General features: G+C 42.6%; 17 protein-coding genes. 14 read left to right on the top strand and 3 right to left on the bottom strand.

Translation table 11 applies throughout. From position 1 onward, the window contains the following. Window positions 1-140 precede the first annotated feature (140 nt). The 5 genes from lepA (at window position 141) to lepB (ending at window position 6,564) form a co-directional block, all read left to right on the top strand. The gene (gene lepA / locus H3L97_RS05730; protein ID WP_097115004.1) at window positions 141-1,934 is read left to right on the top strand and encodes a translation elongation factor 4; all 1,794 of its coding nucleotides are present in this window, start codon (window positions 141-143) and stop codon (window positions 1,932-1,934) included. Between the two features lie 177 nt (window positions 1,935-2,111). Then, window positions 2,112-4,172: a hypothetical protein gene (locus H3L97_RS05725; protein ID WP_097115003.1), complete on the top strand. Its 2,061-nt coding sequence runs from the start codon at window positions 2,112-2,114 to the stop codon at window positions 4,170-4,172. 11 nt (window positions 4,173-4,183) lie between these two features. Then, the gene (locus H3L97_RS05720; protein WP_097115002.1) at window positions 4,184-4,705 is read left to right on the top strand and encodes a hypothetical protein; all 522 of its coding nucleotides are present in this window, start codon (window positions 4,184-4,186) and stop codon (window positions 4,703-4,705) included. Between the two features lie 186 nt (window positions 4,706-4,891). Further along, the gene (locus tag H3L97_RS05715) at window positions 4,892-5,455 is read left to right on the top strand and encodes a lipocalin family protein (protein WP_097115001.1); all 564 of its coding nucleotides are present in this window, start codon (window positions 4,892-4,894) and stop codon (window positions 5,453-5,455) included. A gap of 92 nt (window positions 5,456-5,547) precedes the next feature. Next, a complete protein-coding gene (gene lepB, locus H3L97_RS05710) occupies window positions 5,548-6,564 on the top strand; it encodes a signal peptidase I (protein WP_097115019.1) in 1,017 nt (338 codons plus the stop codon). A gap of 270 nt (window positions 6,565-6,834) precedes the next feature. Here lepB and H3L97_RS05705 read toward each other — a convergent pair whose 3' ends face one another. Both H3L97_RS05705 and murA read right to left on the bottom strand, forming a co-directional pair. Further along, a complete protein-coding gene (locus H3L97_RS05705; RefSeq protein ID WP_097115018.1) occupies window positions 6,835-7,683 on the bottom strand; it encodes a CorC family transporter in 849 nt (282 codons plus the stop codon). 75 nt (window positions 7,684-7,758) lie between these two features. Continuing rightward, on the bottom strand, window positions 7,759-9,021 hold the full coding sequence (gene murA / locus H3L97_RS05700) for a UDP-N-acetylglucosamine 1-carboxyvinyltransferase (protein WP_097115000.1): 1,263 nt from the start codon (window positions 9,019-9,021) through the stop codon (window positions 7,759-7,761). 201 nt (window positions 9,022-9,222) lie between these two features. Here murA and pheS point away from each other — a divergent pair, with 201 nt between their 5' ends. The 5 genes from pheS (at window position 9,223) to H3L97_RS05675 (ending at window position 15,453) form a co-directional block, all read left to right on the top strand. Beyond that, window positions 9,223-10,218, top strand: a complete 996-nt coding sequence (gene pheS / locus H3L97_RS05695) for a phenylalanine--tRNA ligase subunit alpha (RefSeq protein ID WP_097114999.1) — start codon at window positions 9,223-9,225, stop codon at window positions 10,216-10,218. Between the two features lie 20 nt (window positions 10,219-10,238). After that, the gene (locus H3L97_RS05690) at window positions 10,239-10,529 is read left to right on the top strand and encodes a hypothetical protein (RefSeq protein ID WP_097114998.1); all 291 of its coding nucleotides are present in this window, start codon (window positions 10,239-10,241) and stop codon (window positions 10,527-10,529) included. Between the two features lie 32 nt (window positions 10,530-10,561). Further along, window positions 10,562-11,515: a hypothetical protein gene (locus H3L97_RS05685; protein ID WP_097114997.1), complete on the top strand. Its 954-nt coding sequence runs from the start codon at window positions 10,562-10,564 to the stop codon at window positions 11,513-11,515. Between the two features lie 53 nt (window positions 11,516-11,568). Further along, window positions 11,569-13,929, top strand: coding sequence for a phenylalanine--tRNA ligase subunit beta (gene pheT, locus H3L97_RS05680; protein WP_097114996.1), 2,361 nt, complete (start codon window positions 11,569-11,571; stop codon window positions 13,927-13,929). A gap of 66 nt (window positions 13,930-13,995) precedes the next feature. After that, window positions 13,996-15,453, top strand: coding sequence for a DUF4136 domain-containing protein (locus H3L97_RS05675; protein WP_097114995.1), 1,458 nt, complete (start codon window positions 13,996-13,998; stop codon window positions 15,451-15,453). Between the two features lie 43 nt (window positions 15,454-15,496). On the opposite strand, the gene recJ is transcribed toward H3L97_RS05675, so the two are convergent. After that, on the bottom strand, window positions 15,497-17,299 hold the full coding sequence (recJ, locus tag H3L97_RS05670) for a single-stranded-DNA-specific exonuclease RecJ (RefSeq protein WP_097115017.1): 1,803 nt from the start codon (window positions 17,297-17,299) through the stop codon (window positions 15,497-15,499). 233 nt (window positions 17,300-17,532) lie between these two features. Here recJ and prfA point away from each other — a divergent pair, with 233 nt between their 5' ends. The 4 genes from prfA (at window position 17,533) to H3L97_RS05650 (ending at window position 20,401) form a co-directional block, all read left to right on the top strand. After that, entirely contained in the window at window positions 17,533-18,609 is a 1,077-nt protein-coding gene (gene prfA, locus H3L97_RS05665) for a peptide chain release factor 1 (RefSeq protein WP_097114994.1), read from the top strand. Window positions 18,610-18,739: 130 nt separating this feature from the next. After that, window positions 18,740-19,587 (top strand): IS630 family transposase gene (locus tag H3L97_RS05660; RefSeq protein WP_182073065.1). Its coding sequence is split into 2 segments (ribosomal slippage): window positions 18,740-19,055 and window positions 19,055-19,587, totalling 849 coding nucleotides; the frame shifts between segments, so codons are not numbered across the junction. Between the two features lie 41 nt (window positions 19,588-19,628). Beyond that, on the top strand, window positions 19,629-19,847 hold the full coding sequence (locus tag H3L97_RS05655) for a hypothetical protein (protein ID WP_097114093.1): 219 nt from the start codon (window positions 19,629-19,631) through the stop codon (window positions 19,845-19,847). A gap of 29 nt (window positions 19,848-19,876) precedes the next feature. Next, entirely contained in the window at window positions 19,877-20,401 is a 525-nt protein-coding gene (locus H3L97_RS05650; RefSeq protein WP_097114094.1) for a hypothetical protein, read from the top strand. The last annotated feature ends 29 nt before the right edge of the window (window positions 20,402-20,430 follow it).

Genomic DNA, 20,430 nt, shown 5'->3' with positions numbered 1-20,430 from the left:
TCAGGCTGCCTGAAAAGCAAATCTACCGCTTTTCAGGCAGTTTTTTGATTTTCTGTTAAAATATCGCCATTTTGCGCTTTCAGGCTGCCTGAAAACCGCATTTTTCTTTTCAAACAAATTTTTATTTCAAAAACAAGACCATGAAAAACATCAGAAACTTCTCCATCATCGCCCACATTGACCACGGCAAATCCACACTTGCCGACCGATTTATCCAATATTGCGGCGGCTTGGATTTGCGCGAAATGAGTTCCCAAGTCCTTGATTCTATGGACATTGAAAAAGAACGCGGCATCACGATTAAAGCGCAAACGGCTGCCTTAAACTACAAAGCCCGCAATGGCGAAACCTACCAACTCAACCTGATTGACACCCCCGGACACGTTGATTTTTCTTACGAAGTGTCGCGTTCACTTTCCGCTTGCGAAGGCGCGTTGCTGGTGGTGGACGCATCGCAAGGCGTGGAAGCACAAACCGTTGCCAACTGCTACACCGCCATTGATTTGGGCGTGGAAGTTGTCCCCATTTTAAACAAAATTGACTTGCCCGCCGCCGACCCCGAGCGCGTTGCCCAAGAAATTGAAGACATCATCGGCATAGACGCGGTGGGCGCAGTAACCTGTTCCGCCAAAAGCGGTTTGGGCGTGGAAGACGTGTTGGAAGAGATTGTCGCCAAAATCCCCGCGCCCGAAGGCGATGAAAACGCGCCTTTGCAAGCCGTGATTATTGATTCGTGGTTTGACAATTATGTGGGCGTGGTCATGTTAATCCGCGTGAAAAACGGCACGATTAAATTGAAAGACAAAGTCCGTTTCATGTCCACGCTGGCTGAAACGCAGGTGGAGCAACTGGGCATATTCACACCCAAATCTGTGAATAAACAAGAACTCAAAGCAGGCGAAGTGGGCTTTCTCATTACAGGCGTAAAAGAACTCGGCTCGGCAAAAGTGGGCGACACCGTTACGCTGGCAAACAATCCTGCTGCCGCACCGCTTGCAGGTTTCAAAGAAGTGCAAAGCCAAGTTTTTGCAGGACTTTATCCTGTGGAAAGCCACGATTACGAAGCCTTGCGCGATGCGCTGGAAAAATTGCAACTTAACGATGCCAGCCTGAAATTTGAACCCGAAGTGTCGCAAGCATTGGGATTTGGTTTCCGTTGTGGATTTTTGGGTTTGTTGCATTTGGAAATCGTGCAAGAGCGTTTGGAACGCGAATTTGACATGGATTTGATTACCACCGCGCCAACGGTGGTTTACGAAGTGATTTTGAAAAATGGCGAAAAAATTGAAGTGGAAAATCCGTCCAAACTGCCCGACATCGGCACGATAGACACGATTTTAGAACCCATTATCACCGCCACAATCCTTGTGCCACAAGATTATGTGGGCAATGTGATGACCTTGTGCAACCAAAAACGCGGCGTGCAACGCAATATGCAATATCTCGGTCGCCAAGTCATGCTGACTTACGATTTGCCGATGAATGAAGTGGTGATGGATTTCTTTGACAAACTCAAATCCACATCGCGCGGTTATGCGTCATTGGACTATGAATTTAAAGAATTTCAGCCATCGGATTTGGTCAAATTGGACATCATGGTCAATGGCGACAAAGTGGACGCATTGAGTTTGATTGTGCATCGCCAAACATCGGTGCATCGCGGACGCGAATTGGCAAGCAAAATGCGCGAATTGATTCCGCGCCAAATGTTTGACATTGCGGTTCAGGCAGCCATTGGCGGACAAATCATCGCCCGCGAAAACGTGAAAGCCTTGCGTAAAAACGTTTTGGCGAAATGTTATGGCGGCGACATCACGCGCAAGAAAAAATTGTTGGAAAAACAAAAGGCGGGTAAAAAACGCATGAAACAAGTGGGCAATGTGGAAATCCCACAAAGCGCGTTTTTGGCGATTTTGGAGATTGGGGATAAGTGATTTATTGGATTTTCAGGCTGTTTGCATTTTGCGGACAGCTTGAAAAAATAGTTAGATAATTTGAAAAATACGAGAACATTTCTGGAGAATTTATAATTAACTTCTTGACAAAAATACCTATAAACGGTATTAATTGAATGTTTGGATTAGATTTTTAAATTAATTAGGAGGTGTAAAATGAAATTTTTAAATAAATGTGAAGCCTGCTCTCATATGAATGGATGGATAAATCCAATGGGGCAGTCTTGGAATGGTAATATACGAGTTGATTGTGAACTTGGTATCAGAAGTACATTAGCGGAAGGATGCAGTCAATTTTCACCCAATGTATTTATGTGCACCAACAAATGCTATCACTATAATCATGAAAAATGCAATAAAGGGCACAATATAATTACAGTCCGTAACTGTTTAGATTATGGCGTTATGGATTATTCAGCAGATGAATATTCTGAAGAATCAGAAAAATTAAATTGTATTTTGGAGCTGAAAGAATATATTAAACAGCAATTACCATACACAGATTTTAGTGAAAATGAAGTTGCTGATATTATTAGTTTATATAAAAAATATTACCAAGAAAAAACAAAACTAGCTTGGGATGATGAAGACAAACTAAACGCTCATATCCATTTAACAAGCTCGAATATTAATTTTTCTCCTGAAGTATTAAATATGATATCTAATATTGACATGGATAAACATATTGTTGATAGATTCAAAGGACATGAAGATATTGTAATAACTAAACGAATACTTCAAAACAATAAAGAGTTATCCTTCTTATCTAAATTTTTAGAACTATACTATCATGAGTCAATTCATTTGATGCAAAAACATATATACAGTTCTGTATATAATTACATACAGGCAGTTCAAGAAATAGAAAATTTAGAGCTTGAATTTACTGAAAAGTTTCTGAAAGAAGGTTTTACCTTTAATATTCATACTGGATTTATAGAATCATTCTACAAATATCTGGATAATGATAATAGTAATGCAGATTATGAAAAATATTTGTTCTTGCAATCTATTAAAGAAAATTGTTCTATTGCATTAGAAGTAACAAAAAATTTTGATAATAAATTGACGCTAATTCATTTGATAGAAGCACAAGCTGTATATATGTCAAGATTACATTTAGGAATAGAAAATTTTGATATTCCAAAAAATAATTTATACAACTTGGCTTGGGATGAATTTAAAAAATTTGGTGGGAAAAACCCTGTTGTATTTGTTTTAATTATTGATGCTAGTTTGCGGTATGGTGGACTTAAAACAGATATACCGCATCCAGTAGAAATTTTTAATGCTTTAATACTACTATCTCAAGATTTAGAAAAACTTTTTGAACTGATTGAACAAGAGGTTGAAAATGCCAAATTTATTGGAGTTCTTTCTCGCTCATCTGCTTTTGCAATGTTTTCTAAAAGAACACCACTACAAGAAGATGAAAGTCAAAGAGTTGATAAAAAAAAATTAGCAATAATAGAAGAACAATTATCTACTTTTGTAGAAAAAATTCTTTCCCAACATGGGAACAAACTATCAGAGTTGCTAAAAGATAAATTCTTTGATGCTTTGGAAGAATCTGAAGGATGTGATAATAATAATTATCAAGAACAAGTTACTGAAAAATTAAATTTCTACTTTGACAATAGCAAGATTACAGATATAAATTCACCAGAATTTATTTGTTTTGAATTTTCTAAACAAGTTGCAAAAATACTAGAAAAAAATTTATACAATGCAGAAAAAAATATTAGTGAGATAATGAATTTATACAATGACTATATTATGCATAATGTCGCTTATTTATTTAAAAAATATTTTCAAGATTATAAAAGAATAGATATATTATTTCACTTTTTATTACCAGAAAATAAATATTTTGATGAGAATGAAAACATTTATATGAAAATTATAAGATTTTATACAGAATTAAATAGTATTAATTTAGATGGATATGGTAATATGCCATACTATTTTTATCAAGAAATGCTAAAGACACCAGAAGTGATTAAAAACATATTGTCCCTTAATTTGAGTGATATTTCTACTGCTAATGGTATTTATTGTTGTAACAAGCATTCATATGTTATGTATGATGACATGAATCAGCTTTTTAAACATTTAGATTCATGTGAAGAAAATGATAGTCCATCTAGAGGTTTATGTGCAGAATTTGGCAAAAAATCTATTTTAGATTTTTTTAATTTTGATAATCCAGAAAAATAGGAGATAATCTTATGTCATATCAAAATATTAATTTTACTATCAGTTGGCAATCATCAGAAGATACTGAATTATTTGAAATACTTACTTCGCCACCTAAAACTAGCTCATTTAATAATTTAGATGGTTTTGGTGCACAGTTAGCTGTAATAGAAAAAGAAGTGACATTTCAAAAAGTTTTAGAGCAATTGATTCTATCTTCAGAAATTACTAAAAATCTAAAAGAGCTATTCCAAATTGAGGTTTTTAGTGGTTTTTTTATAATGCTTGTTTTGTATATAATATCACCCATTACAGTAACAAAGGTTCCATCAGAGCTTGAAATATTTTTTAATATATTTGAGCAAGAGAAATTTACATACAAAATTGTGAAAGAACAATTATATCAACTTATGGAAGATAATGATGTCTCACGCCAACAAATTGATTATGGTATAAGCTTCCTTATAGAAAAGAATTTAGTTAAAGAATATGAAAATGGTGATTTAATTATTACAAGAAAACTATTAAAGAAGATTGAAATAAATTTTATTTAATTTGGTTATATTATGAGGTCGGATCTTCGTATCCGACCTACATTTTTCAGGCAGCCTGAAACAAAAAATCATGGAAACCAACATTCAAAAAACCGAGCGTTTAATCTGCGAAATCAACCGCATACACACGCGATTTTGTTCAGACAGCCTGAAAAGATTTTTTCCAATGAAAAACAAAGGTTAATCATGAAAATCCCCAAAAATACTTTATTATCATGTTTATTGAGTTTGATGATTGCCCCCAGTTTCGCCCAAACGCCCACCGCCAGCGCACCACAAAAACCGCAATCGGTTCAATCAGTTGCAAAGATTGATGTGGCGCGTTATATGGGAACTTGGCACGAAATTGCGCGTTTACCCTTGATTTATCAGGAAAAATGCCTTGGCGATGTTCAAGCCCATTACACTTTGCAAGCGGACAATACCGTGCAAATCATCAATTCCTGTCGCCAAGCCAATGGCGATGTGGCGCAATCGGTGGGCAAAGCGTGGCTGCAAAATCAAGGTGGTAGCCAGTTGAAAGTGTCGTTTTTGCCGAAAATATTGCGTTGGTTGCCGATTGGGCGCGGCGATTATTGGATTTTGCGCTTGGACACGGATTATCAAACCGTTTTGATTGGCACGCCCAATCGCCAGTATTTGTGGGTTTTGTCGCGTTCGCCGAAATTGGACGAGCGCGTGTTGCAAGATTATCTGCAAACGGCGCGTGAGCAAGGTTTTGATTTGCGCCAACTGATTGTGAATCCATAAGCCAGCAATTTGCCGCAAAATCGGTTAAAATAATGCATTTTTTGCGTTTCAGGCTGCCTGAAACCCATTTGCAACAGAATAGGAAAATCATTTTGGAATTGAATACAATAGGCTATGCCGCCATTGGTGCCATTATTGTGGGGATTGTCATGCTGTTTACAGGCAGCAAGCAACGCAACAGCGATGGCGAATGGGGTTCGGTATTACAATGGGGTTATCTGCTTGTTATGGTTGGCATATTTGGTGTGCTGTCCATGATTTTGTCGTGGAGCTTTACCGCCGTTTTGTTGAGCTTTACCCTGTTTACAGGTGCCGTGTGGGCTTGGGCAAAAATCGGCAAAAAAGACAAAAACATTTTGGATAACAACCATTTCCGCGATTACATGTCGGGCTTTTTTCCCATTATTGCGGTGGTGTTTGTGCTGCGTACCTTTGTTGCCGAGCCGTTTCAAATTCCGTCCAGCTCCATGCGCCCCAATTTGGTTAAGGGCGATTTCATTTTGGTCAATAAATTCGCCTACGGCATACGCATTCCCGTGTTGAACACGGTTTTGATTCCCACAGGCACGGTGCAACGTGGCGATGTGGCGGTATTCAATTTTCCCGTGGACCCCAAAACCAATTACATCAAACGCATTGTGGGCGTAGGTGGCGATGTTGTTGAATACAAAGACAAAATCCTAACCGTAAACGGACAAACCGAACAAGACAATTTGTTGGACACCCACCAATATCCCGATGACACCCACCCACAAACCATGCGCGAAGCCCAACGTTTTCAGGCAGCTTTTGCCGATAAATCGTTTGAAGTTTTGAAAGTGGCAGACGCTTTATCCATTGAACCACAAACTTTCAACGCCTACCAACACGAATTGTCGGCGCGTGGTTTCAGCAACGATTGGCAGCAACATTGCGAATTTGCCCAAGATGGCAGCGCGTTCCGTTGCAAAGTGCCAGAAGGCAAATATTTTGCCATGGGCGACAACCGCGACAACAGCGCAGACAGCCGCTACTGGGGCTTTGTGGACGACCATCTGATTGTGGGTAAGGCATTCTTTATTTGGATGAATTTTGGCAATATGGGACGCATTGGCAAAAGCATTCAATAAACCAAAAACGGAACATTGCATCACGCAAAATGTTCCGTTTTTTTGTGGCAGACGCATTTCAGGCTGCCTGAAAACAGGCGACCCCACGAAGAAGGGGTTGGCGGTGTCCTTCGTGGGGTCTAAATTCAGCCGCAGGGGTATGGGCGGGTTGCGGCTGAATCTGTGGTGGATTATACAAAAATTTGCCGCAATCGCCAAATGTTTTTTTCAGGCTGCCTGAACGTACGCGACAAAAATCAAAACCGTGTCGCCAAAAGCAAAAATTCGCATTTATTCCGATGTTTCGTCTTTCGGTTTGCTTTCTTTCAAGCGCGTTGCCATAAGCGTGTGCAAACGGCGATTGTCGGCACGCGCCACGGTAAATTGCAAATCGCCCAACACCACTTTTTCGCCACGCACAGGCAAATGCCCCAATTCGTGTATCACCAAACCGCCTATGGTGTCCACTTCTTCGGTGCTGAAATCGGTGCCAAAATGTTGATTAATCGCGTCAATTTCCGTTTTCGCCTTAATGTGCCAACGCTCGGCAGACACGGCAACAATCTCGCCACCATCGGTTGCGTCAAATTCATCTTCAATTTTGCCCACGATTTCTTCAATCAAATCTTCAAACGTAACCAAGCCCGAAATGCCACCGTATTCATCAACCACAATCGCCATGTGATTGTGCTGCTCTTGAAATTCTTTTAACAAAATATTCAATGGCTTACCCTCTGGCACAAACACGGCTGGGCGAACGATGTTTTCCAATTTAAACTGCTCGGGATTGAGCATGGATTTGAGCAAATCTTTGGCGTGCAAAATGCCAATCACATGGTCTTTGTCATCGGCAATCACGGGGAAACGCGAATGCGCCGTGTCCACCGCATAGGCGATGACGCGCTCCATGCTGTCGGTGCTTTTCATCACGTCCATTTGGGCGCGGCTTATCATCACATCACGAACGTGCATTTCATTGAATTTTAATATTTTTTCTAGGCGAGATAGGGTTTCGCTGTCTATCAAATTTTGGGCATGCGATTGGCGCAAAATGTCGTTGAGTTGATTGATGTTGTCGGGAACGCTGCTGCCTGAAAGTCGGTTGAATAGGCGGCTTAATGGATTGGATTGTGTGTCCATATTGTTGATTGATATAAAAAATTGAAAATGGTTTTCAGGCAGCCCAAGCACATTCAGGCTGCCTGAAAAAAGATTTTAGCTGCGAATGCGCTCAATTTTCGCGCCCACGCCACCGAGTTTTTTCTCGATGTGTTCGTAGCCACGGTCTAGGTGGTAGATTTGTTCCACAATGGTTTCACCATCTGCCACCAAACCCGCCATCACCAAGCTGGCAGACGCGCGTAAATCGGTTGCCATAACCGTTGCGCCCGACAATTTTTCCACGCCCTGCACCAAAGCGGTGTTGCCTTCGGCAGAAATGTTCGCGCCCATGCGATTCAGCTCGGGAACGTGCATAAAGCGGTTTTCAAAAATGGTTTCGGTTACTTTACACGCGCCTTCGGCAATGGCGTTCATTGCCATGAATTGCGCTTGCATATCGGTGGGGAATGCGGGGTGTTCGGCGGTGCGAATGCTCACGGCTTTGGGGCGTTGCTGCATGTCTATGCTAATCCAATCATCGCCTGCTTCAATAATCGCGCCTGCTTCCACCAGTTTGTCTAAAACCACATCCATGGTTTTGGGCGCGGCGTTGCGCAACACCACTTTGCCGCCTGTCATCGCCACCGCACACAGGAATGTGCCTGCTTCAATGCGGTCTGGCACCACGCTGTGTTCGCAGCCGTGCAATTCATCTACGCCCTCAATGGTCATGGTTTGTGTGCCTATGCCTTGAATTTTTGCGCCCATTTTGACCAAGCATTCTGCCAAATCCACCACTTCTGGCTCAACGGCACAATTTTCCAACACGGTTGTGCCTTGCGCCAAAGTCGCTGCCATCAGCAGATTTTCTGTGCCGCCCACCGTTACCACGTCCATGACCACGCGCGCGCCTTTGAGTTTGCCGTTGGGCGCGGTGGCTTTCACATAGCCGTGTTCAATCACGATTTGTGCGCCCATGGCTTCCAAGCCTTTCAAATGCTGGTCCACAGGTCGCGCACCAATCGCACAACCACCAGGTAAACTCACTTCGGCTTGACCAAATCGCGCCAAAGTTGGTCCCAAAACCAAAATGGACGCGCGCATGGTGCGCACCAAATCGTAGGGGGCGCAGGTGTTGTTTACGGTGCTGCCGTTGATTTCAAATTCGGCAATGTTGTCGGTCAAAACGCGCGCGCCCATGCCTTGCAACAATTTTTGCGTGGTTTTCACGTCTGCCAGCATGGGGACGTTTTTCAAACGCAAGGTGCCGCTTGTGAGCAAACCTGCACACATCAAGGGCAAAGCGGCGTTTTTCGCGCCCGACACGGTGATTTCGCCATTTAATTTGCCGTTGGCAACAATTTTGAGTTTATCCATTTAATTACTTTCTAAAACAAAATCAATGATTTATTTTGAATAAAAATGAGCGATATTGTTCACGCCTGTTTTCAGGCTGCCTGAATACGCAAATCGCGCCATTATAGCCCAAACCACCCCCATTAGGGGCGAATCGCCATTCATTTTGTGTTAAAATACGCCCTATTTTTCTGTCAATATTTTTCATTGAAACCCAATACCATGCAAAACAACGCCACCCAAATCACCCAAAACGGCATTGCCGCCATCGCCAACGCCGCCGACCAACAAACACTTGAACTCGTCAAAGCCCAATATTTGGGCAAAACAGGCGAACTGAATGTTTTATTGAAACAACTGGGGCAGATGTCGCCCGAAGAACGCAAAACCGTAGGCGCACACATCAACGAATGCAAAAACCAATTTCAGGCAGCCTACGACAACAAACGCGCCCAATTAGAAGAACAAAAATTACAAGCACGACTCGCGGCAGAGGCATTGGACATTACCCTGCCTGCGCGTGGGCAAAGTGCTGGCGGTTTGCACCCCGTTACTTTGACTTTACAGCGCGTGGTGGAATTGTTTCACGGCATGGGTTTTGACGTTGCCGATGGACCTGAAATTGAAGACGATTTTCACAATTTCCAAGCCCTGAATATCCCACAAAACCACCCCGCGCGCGCCATGCAAGACACCTTTTATGTTGAAAATGGCGATGTGCTGCGTACCCACACGTCCCCCATTCAAATCCGCTATATGCTGGACAAGCAAAATCCGCCCATTCGCATCATCGCCCCAGGGCGCGTGTATCGCGTGGATTCGGACGCGACCCACTCGCCCATGTTCCACCAATGCGAAGGTTTGTGGGTGGAAGAAGGCGTGAGTTTTGCCGATTTGAAAGCGGTGTTTACCGATTTTATCCGCAACTTTTTTGAACGCGATGATTTGCAAGTGCGTTTCCGTCCGTCCTTTTTCCCGTTTACCGAGCCGTCTGCCGAGATTGATATCATGGGCGACAACGGCAAATGGCTGGAAGTGGGCGGCTGCGGCATGGTTCACCCCAATGTCTTGAAAAACGTGAACATAGACCCTGAAAAATACACGGGTTTCGCCTTTGGCATTGGTTTAGACCGCTTTGCGATGTTGCGTTATGGCGTAAACGATTTGCGTTTATTCTTTGATAATGACTTGAATTTCTTGAAACAATTTCAGAAATAAGTTTTCAGGCAGCCTGAAAAATGAAACGCACCCATTTGCTCATGCTTTGTTACCTTGTGGCGATTGCTGCCCTGTTTGCCCACACTTATTGCGAACGCCAATCTTTGCACCATTTTGATTTTAAAGCAGGATTGGGCGACAATCAGGCAATGGGCGAATGGTGGCTGGCGCGCGCTGAATGGGCTTTTTTGGCAGGTTTGTTTGGCGTGATTTTAGCTGGGGCATTCGCACCGTTTCGGAACAAGTGGGAAAATTTGGCGTTGGAAATCAGCACGATTGGCGCTTATGTTTTGATTGCGGTGTTGGTTTGAGTTTTCAGGCTGCCTGAAAATAAGGAAAACATATGCAGAATAATGAAAAATTAACCTTTACCGAGTTGGCAATTTTGGCGATGGAAATGGTCAATCGCCCAATTACACCGTCTGAATTATGGGAATTTGTTTTACAAAATCAGTTACATCATCGTTTGAAAACATTTGATGAAGCGACACAAAATTTTATTGGAAAAACGCCAAAAGACTCATTTCAATCAAATATTTATACAAATACTGAATATTTTGAATTGATTCCAAACACTAAACCTAAACAATATATTTTAAAACAAACCCTTTTCAGGCAGCCTGAAATTCCAAAGTCGTCCAAAAAAGCCGCTTTTCACGAACGCGATTTACACACCGTTTTAAGCTATTTTTTGCATAAAAGTGCTTATTTTCAAGCTTATGCCAAAACCATTTTCCATGAAGAAAGCACCAAAACCCAAAAAGGCGCGGACAAATGGCTTTATCCCGATATGGTCGCAGCACATTTTGAATACGCCAGTTATCAAAAAGGCAATGTTTTGAATTTTATTAAGAAATTTGATATTTTGCCGATTAAATTGTTTTCTTTTGAACTCAAAAAAGAATTGGATTACGGCAATTTTAAAGAAGCCTTTTTTCAGGCAGTCAGCAATTCCAGTTGGGCAAATGAAGGCTATTTGGTGGCGTGCGACATCAAGCAAGATAATCAATTTATTGAATCGTTGCAAAAATTAAGTCAAAGTTTTGGTATTGGCATTATCCATTTGAATTTAAATGATATTACGCAAAGCAAAATTGTGTCGCCAGCCCAATTTAAAGACAAAATGGATTATTCTGTTGTGCATGAATTGGCGAACAAAAATCCCAATTTTGCCCAATTTTTGAAAACCATTACCGATTTTGAACCGCAAAATCCCAGTCGTTTTACTGCGGAATTTGACAAAATTTTGTCAGAAAATGAATTACAAGATTATTTGCAAAAGCATGGCATGATTTGATTTCAGGCAGCCTGAAACCCCATTTTTAAATTAAAAACAAAGAGATAAAAAAAATGCAATTCCCCTACTCATGGCTCAAAACCCAAGCCAATCCCAATTTAAGTGCCGACCAACTCGCCCACCTGCTCACCATGGCAGGGCTGGAAGTGGAAGAAACCACCCCAGCCGCCCCCGATTTTTCGGGCGTGGTGATTGCCGAAGTCAAATCGGTGGAAAAACACCCCGATGCCGACCGCCTGAACGTTACCCAAGTGGACGTGGGCAAAGGCGAATTGTTGCAAATCGTTTGCGGTGCGCCCAATGTGCGCGTGGGCATTAAAGTGCCGTGCGCTTTGGACGGTGCGCTGTTGCCCAACGATTTCAAAATCAAGCCCACCAAAATGCGCGGTGTGGTGTCCAACGGTATGCTCTGCTCCGCCAAAGAATTGGGGCTGTCTGAAGACGTGGACGGCTTGCTGATTTTGGACGACAACGCACCCGTTGGACAAAATGTCCGCGAATTTTTGGATTTGGACGACACCATCTTCACGCTGAAAATCACACCCAACCGCACCGATTGTTTGAGCATCAAAGGTTTGGCACGTGAAGTGGCAGCTTTGACAGCTTGCGAAGTGAATTTCCCACAAATTCAATCGGTTCAATCTGAAAGCAAGCGCACACAAGCCGTGCAAATTGACGCGCCCGAAGATTGCGGACGTTTCATTTCGCGCGTGATTGAAAACGTGAACGCGCAAGCCCAATCCCCCAAATGGCTCACGCAACGCCTTGAACGCGCAGGGATTCGCAGCATTTCCGCGCTGGTGGACATCGGCAATTATGTGATGTTGGAAATCGGTCAGCCCATGCACGTTTTTGACGCGGATAAACTTTCAGGCAGCCTGCACGTTCGCCGCGCCCAAAATGGCGAAACTTTGGCGTGTTTGAACGAAAAAAACGTGATTTTACAAGATAATACACTGGTCATTGCGGACGAAAAACAGGCTTTGTCCATCGCAGGTTTGATGGGCGGTGCGTCCAGCGCGGTTTCCGATGAAACGAAAAATGTGGTTTTGGAAAGCGCATGGTTCACACCTGAAATCATTTCAGGAAAATCAAGACAATACGGTTTCGGTTCAGACAGTTCCTTCCGTTTTGAACGCGGTGTGGATTACCAATTACAACGAGACGCGATTGAACGCGCCAGCGAATTGATTTTGGCGATTTGTGGCGGTCAAGCTGGCGAAATCGTTGAAGCAAAAGGCATTTTGCCCGAACCCCAAACCGTGTCCATTCGCACCGAGCGTGTGGAAAAAGTGCTGGGCGTGGCGATTGCCAGCGCGCAAATTCAGGCGATTTTGGACAAATTGGGTTTGAATCCTGTCCAAAATGAAAATGGTTTTACCGTTACCGCGCCTTCCTTCCGCTATGATATTGAAAGAGAAGAAGATTTGATTGAAGAAATCGCGCGTGTTTACGGCTACGAAAACATTCCAGACGATTACACTTCGGGCAAATTGGCGATGTTAAGGCTGCCTGAAAACAAAAATCCGCGTTTTGGTGTATCACAAAAATTGGCAGCGCGTGGTTTTCAGGAAATTGTCAGCTATGCTTTTGTGAATGAGGATTGGGAAAAAGATTTTGCGAATAATCAAGACCCTATCCGTTTGCAAAACCCATTGGCGGCGCAATATTCGGTGATGCGTTCTACGCTGATTGGCGGTTTGATTGAGGTTTTGCAAAACAATTTGAACCGCAAACAAAACCGTGTGCGCGTGTTTGAAATGGCGCGAACGTTCCGCAAAGAAAACGGTATTTTTGTGCAAAATGAACGACTTGGCGGTTTGGTTTACGGTTCGGTGCTGCCTGAACAGTGGGGCGAAAAAGCGCGTGCTGCCGATTTTTACGATGTGAAAGCGGACGTGGAAAGCGTGTTATCTGGACAAAATGTCCAAATTGAATATGTGCGTGCGACACACCCTGCGCTGCACCCCACACGCAGCGCAAATGTGTTGATTGGTGGCGAAAATGTTGGCTTTATCGGCGAATTGCACCCAAAATGGTTGCAAAAATACGATTTGCCCAATGCGCCTTTGTTGTTTGAATTGGACATGGCGGCGGTGTTGGCAAGCGAAAAAACGCGCTATCAGGCGATTTCCAAATTCCAGCCTGTGCGCCGTGATTTGGCGTTTGTGCTGCCTGAAAATGTGGATTTTGCGACTTTGCAAGCGGCTTTGTGGGCGGTGCGTTCGGATTACATTCAAGAGATTGAATTGTTTGACGTTTATCGCGGTGCGGGGCTGCCTGAAAACCACAAATCTTTGGCGGTTAAAATTGTGTTGCAAAGCCATGACGGCACGTTGAATGATGAAACGGTTGAGCCGATTGTGCAGCAACTGATTGAATCGGCAGAAAAAATTGGTGCAAAATTGCGTTAATGTGAAAAACAGGCAGCCTGAAAGGTTTTCAGGCTGCCTGAATTCTAAAATTTAGAAAGGAATAATATGAAAATTTATTTTACTGATTTTTTTAATGTATCTCCGATTGATTTAAGTAATTATGGTGCATTTAATATTTCATTAATCAATGATTTACCAGCATTCATTGACCCTTTTTTATTATTTAACAGCGATAAATCTGAATACCAACAATTACATCATCAAATCATTGAATATGTAAAATTTTTACGAGATATGTCAGCTCAATCTAATATGGATACAGGGTTATTAAAAACATTGTACCAATTTCCTGAAGTTAAACAAAATTGGTTAGGTTATAGCAAAATCGGTAATGGGGGTTCTGGTTTGGGTAAAAAATTTAGTAATGCTCTTCATGAAAATTTGCATGCAATTTTTCATAACTTCGGAGAAGAGCAGATTACTAAAGGAAGTCATTTAGAGAAACTATGTTTAGTTGAAAGTGGCATTGGTAGAGATAATATTAGTGATTTTACTACAAATTTAATCAAAGGCTTTTTATGTGAATATACACAAAATTTTGCAATTCAATATATTGAGCAAAATAGATTAAAAGAAGTACCTGTTTCACATGTTGAATTTAATTATCAAACAAAATCTTGGGTAACTAAACGATTCATCCTACCTTATATTGATGGTGATTTCATATTATTGACACCAAAAGATATTCTTACAAAAGATGAGGAATGGATTAATCGTTCTGATATGATTAGAGATTTTGATGATATTGTTGCTTCATTACCAAATGATAGCTTACGCAGTCAAATTAATAGTTATTTACAGGGTATATTATCCGATAGCCCAGATAAAAAAGAGCAAGACTATGCAATTCAACAGGCATTTAAGAAATTTCCTTATTTAATTGATTATTACATGAAATTTAAAGAAGATAACGGAGATGAGGCTGTTGCGTTAAGTGAATTAAAATTAGATGAAACTGAACAAGTATTAATTAATAATATTAGAAATTTTGTTAATCTTTTAAAAAATAGTTATTTTTATCAATATACTGATGATACTTACCAAGCAGCATTAAAACGTGTTCATTTCTTGAAACAAGTCGTAGAAAATAACGATGGGTATAAATTGTTTTATTATAAAAACAATCCTATTAAACGAGAATCTGATTTGCAAGTTATCTATAAACTTACTTGGTATGCTACTGATGATGATGTCAATGCTGAAGTAAATAATGGAAGAGGTCCTGTTGATTATAAAATTTCTCGTGGTTCAAAAGACAGTACAATCGTAGAATTTAAATTAGCAAGTAATCCTAAATTGAAACAAAATTTACAACATCAGGTTAGGGTATATGAAGATGCCAATCAAACTAAAAAATCAATAAAAGTAATTTTATATTTTTCCGAAAGTGAATTATTAAAAGTATTAAAGGTATTAAAAGATTTAAAATTAGAAGGACAAGAAAATATTGTTTTAATTGATGCAAGTAAAGACAATAAAATTTCTGCATCTAATGTGAAATAGTTTTATTTCAGACAGCCTGACCGTTGTTTCAGGCTACCTTTTTTCACGCGCTTTCCCAATAATCCACATAAAGCTGCAAATCCACATTGCCCTGCCACTCGTTCACGGTGGGGCGATACACCACGCGGATTTTTTCAGGCAGCTCATCTTCGCAACGCCAAAACACGGCTTCAAATTCGCAACCGTCTTTTTGTACCCATGCTTTTTTGTGTTTTTTCTCTGCGCCCATAAATTGTTGTCGCACAACGGTAAATTCATCGTTGAAAGTGGGCGCGGGGAAACCTTGTCCCCAAACTTGATTGTTGATGAGCGCGGCTTGTTGCAAATTGATGTCGCGCACGTTCAGGCTGCCGTCTGTTAAATAGGTTTGCGACAAAATGGCTTCATCAACCAAACTTTGCACAACTTCTTCAAATTGTTGGCAAAATTCTTCAAAACGGTGGGCGACCATGGTCAAACCTGCTGCCATGGCGTGTCCGCCAAATTTGATTATCATATCGGGGCAACGTTTTGCAATCAAATCAAGCACATCGCGCAAATGCACCCCCGCGATGGAACGCCCCGAACCGCGAATTTCGCCATTGCCAGACGGTGCAAACACAAACACGGGGCGGTAAAAGCGGTCTTTCAAACGGCTGGCGACTATGCCGACCACGCCTTGATGAAAACTGTCGTGGTACACCGATAGGGTGGTTTGCGTTTCAGGCAGCCTGTCGGGGCAAAGTGCCAATACGTTTTGCAACATATCTTGTTCAATTTCTTGGCGTGTGTGATTTAAATCGTTCAATTCATTGGCGATTTGTTGTGCGGTTTCCAAATTGTCTGCCAGCAAACAGGCGATGCCCACGCTCATGTCGTCCAAACGCCCTGCTGCGTTGATGCGTGGTGCGAGTCCAAATCCCATGTCAAACGGTTGGGCTTTGCGCCAATCGCGCCGCGCTGCCCGAAACAGGGCTTGCACACCGTGCGACATTTGCCCTGCGCGTATGCGTTTTAAGCCTTGCGAAACCAAAATGCGGTTGTTGTGGTCAAGCGGCACAACATCGGCAACCGTTCCCAAAGCCACCAAATCCAGCAATTTGTCCAATTTGGGTTCAGGAAAAATGCCTTTTATCCCCTCTCCCCTTGGGAGAGGGCTAGGGAGAGGGGCATGATTGGCGTTTTGCCCTCTCCCACTGGGAGAGGGGGTATTTTTCAGGCTGCCTGAAAAAAAGCCGCGCGAACGCAATTCGGCACGCAAGGCAATCAAAACGTAAAAAATCACGCCCACGCCCGCCAAATTTTTGCTGGGAAAGGTGCAACCGCGCTGATTGGGATTGACGATAATGCAATCAGGCACGCTGTCGCCAGCGTGGTGGTGGTCGGTAACGACCGTGTCCATGCCCAAAATTTTGGCGCGTTCCACCCCTTCGCGGCTGGAAATGCCGTTGTCCACCGTCAAAATCAGGTCTGCGCCCAAATTTTTGGCGATGTCGGCAAGCTCTGGGGTTAAGCCGTAGCCGTGTTCAAAGCGATTGGGGACGAAAAAATCCACCACCGCCCCCATGCTTTGCAAACCTTTCATGGCAACGGTGCAGGCGGTTGCGCCATCGGCATCGTAATCGGCAATGACGATGATTTTTTCTTGTTGCTCAATCGCTTGGGCAAGACGCTGGGCGGCGGCGGTGCAATGGGTCAATTCGGTAAACGGTATCAGTTGCGCCAAGCCATCTTGCAATTCATCGGCAGATGCAACTTGCCGCGCGGCATAAAGTTGCGCCAACAAAGGCGGTGCGCCAGCCTGTTCCAGTTCGGCTTGCAGTTGGGGATTGACGGGGCGCGTGGCGATGTGTTTTTGGTAAGACATGATGGCTGGCGAAAACAAAAAGGCGCATTTTACCGCAAAATGGGGTTCAGGCTGCCTGAAAAGCGGTTTTCGCGTATAATTTGCGCCATTTTTCAACTTTTTATTTTGTTTCAGGCTGCCTGAAAATTGCCACAAACCTATCCCCTCCCCTGCTTGCGGGGGAGGGAACAGATTGGTGGTAGCCCCAATATTGTTGCCCATACTTTCAGGCAGCCTGAACGTGAATGTAAACCATGAAACCCAGTATTCTCAATAAATTACAGATTTTATCCGAACGATTAGAAGAAGTTACCGCGCTTTTGGGTTCGCCCGAAGCCGTGTCTGATATGGAAAATTACCGCAAACTCAACCAAGAACATTCGGAACTCACGCCCATTGTGGAGACGTATCAGGCATACCGTTTGGCACAAAGCGATTTGGCGGACGCGCAAGACATGTTGTCCGACCCCGATATGAAAGATTTTGCCGCCGAAGAAATTCAGGCAGCCAAAGACAAAATTGAAACCCTTGATTTTGAATTACAAAAATTGCTCCTGCCCAAAGACGCAGACAATGACAAAAACATTTTCATTGAAATTCGCGCAGGCACAGGCGGCGATGAAGCGGCTTTGTTTGCAGGCGATTTGTTGCGTATGTATGTGCGCTATGCCGAACGCCATCGCTGGCAAACCGAAATCGTCTCCGCCAGCGAAAGCGATTTGGGCGGCTACAAGGAAGTCATCGTGCGCTTGGCAGGCGTGGGCGCGTATGGCAAATTGAAATTTGAAAGCGGCGGACACCGCGTTCAGCGCGTACCCGCAACAGAAAGCCAAGGGCGCATTCACACATCGGCTTGCACCGTTGCCGTGATGCCCGAAGCAGACGAATTGGAAGAAATCCAGTTAAACGCCAATGATTTACGCATAGACACTTTCCGCGCCAGTGGTGCAGGCGGTCAGCACATCAACAAAACGGATTCTGCCGTTCGCATTACCCATTTGCCCACAGGCATGGTGGTGGAATGCCAAGACGGACGCAGCCAACACGCCAACAAAGCCCAAGCCATGAAAGTGTTAGCCGCCCGTTTGAACGACATGCAAAAACGCGAAGCCCAAGCCAAAGAAGCCGCCGAACGCAAATCCCTGATTGGCAGTGGCGACCGCAGCGAGCGCATTCGCACCTACAATTACCCACAAGGGCGCGTTACCGACCACCGCATCAATTTGACTTTGCACAAGCTGGATTTTGTGATGGACGGCGATATGGAAGAAATCACGTCCGCGCTGATTGCCGAACATCAGGCGGAATTGTTGGCGGAAATGGGGGATTGATTGTTTTGCCCACCGCTAGGTGTTTCAGGCAGCCTGAACGCCCTAGCGGACGGTAAAATGTGGGGTACAATTTGTTGTATAGTCAATTCAAAATAAAATAGTACAATACCCTAATTTTTAGGATTAAAAAATGGCACATTCAACAGAACTGCGAAATAAAGCATTAAGCTATTATGAACAATGCAAAAATATCAGTAAAGTCGCCCAAGCTTACCAAATATCCAGAAATACGCTTTACCTATGGATACGCTTGAAAGCGCAAACAGGCAGCTTAAATCATCAAGTAAAGGGGCAAAATGCCAATAAATTGAACAGCCAAAAATTGGCTGAACATATACAACAACACCCTGATGCTTATTTGCATGAAATAGCTGAACATTTTAATTGTTCAAAATCAGCCATTTTTTATGCACTCAAAAGAATGGGTATCACGCGTAAAAAAAGACCACCACATACAAAGAACAAGACCCAAATAAAGTAAAAGATTATTTAAATCAACTGGCTGAATTTTTTGACTATCAGCGTGTTTATTTGGATGAAACGGGATTTGATACTTACTTATTTCGTCCTTATGCGCGTAGCCCAAAGGGGCAGGTCATCAAAGCCCAAATCAGTGGTAAAAAGTACCAACGCTTATCGCTTGTTGCCGCACAAGTCGGCAACAAACTGATTGCCCCTATGATTTATCAAAACACAATGACCAGTGCTTTTTTTGAAACATGGTTTGAGCAATGTTTATTGCCTATTTTAAATAAAAAATCTGTCATTATTTTGGATAATGCACGATTTCATCGTATGGGTATTTTGCGTGAAATGGCGCACAAATGGGGGCATAAAATCTTGCCGCTTGCACCTTATTCACCAGAGCTTAATCCCATAGAACGGACATGGGCAAACATCAAGAGATATATGCGAGCCATTTTACCTAGTGGAAGGCATTTTACTGATACGTTAGTGTCCTATTCTTATTTTAACTGACTATACCATATCAGTAATACATTGTTTAAAAGGGATAAATCATGGATAAAAATTTTGCCATTGAAATGCAAACCCACGCTTTAAAATCCATAGAACATTTGTCTTCCATTTTATTTTTACCCGAATTTGACACATTACCGCCCGAATTCCGCGCCCAATTACACCGAAACATTGGCGTTTTGATTGGTGAAACACAAATGACGATTTTGGAAGAAATTTACCGTTTTTATCCCGAATTGGACGATTTACAGGATAAATGATGTTTCAGGCAGCCTGAAAGGAAAAATGCATGATTTTAATGAAGAAAATATTGTTTAAAATCATTAAATTGATTTTATTTATCCTGATTTGGTGGGGTATGGCGACAATAAGCGAATGGCAAATGCCACTCAAAAGTCGCCCCGTTACCCAAACTGAATTTTTCCGATTCTGTGTGTTGGTTGATGGCAAAATCCAATCGCAAAGTTTGCAAGATTACAAAAAAGGTGAAGATGTTTTGTGCCACACACCCGTACCTGATGATGGAAATGGTTGGTTTAATTACAAATATTACTTTGACATCACACCCGAACAAACTTATCGCTTAATCAGTTACGCCGATAGCCCTGCTGACCCTTATATTTACCACTATCGCATTGAAAATCAAGAAATTGTACCGATTGATGTGCAATACGGTGGTTTGATGAATCAAATGGCTGCTTGGTTTTATGGTTTGATTTTAACGGCGATATTGTGGGCGGTGGGATACAGATTGTATTTAAGGTATCTCAGTAAGCGTCGGTCGGCTCTCCGAGCCGACATTGATTTCCCATAATCAAAAATTCATCATTGCATAAAATAAAG

The organism is Alysiella filiformis (assembly GCF_014054525.1).
GTDB lineage: Bacteria > Pseudomonadota > Gammaproteobacteria > Burkholderiales > Neisseriaceae > Simonsiella > Simonsiella filiformis.
The sequence above is the reverse complement of the archived record's forward strand: the minus strand, read 5'-3'. Positions and strand labels throughout refer to the sequence as shown.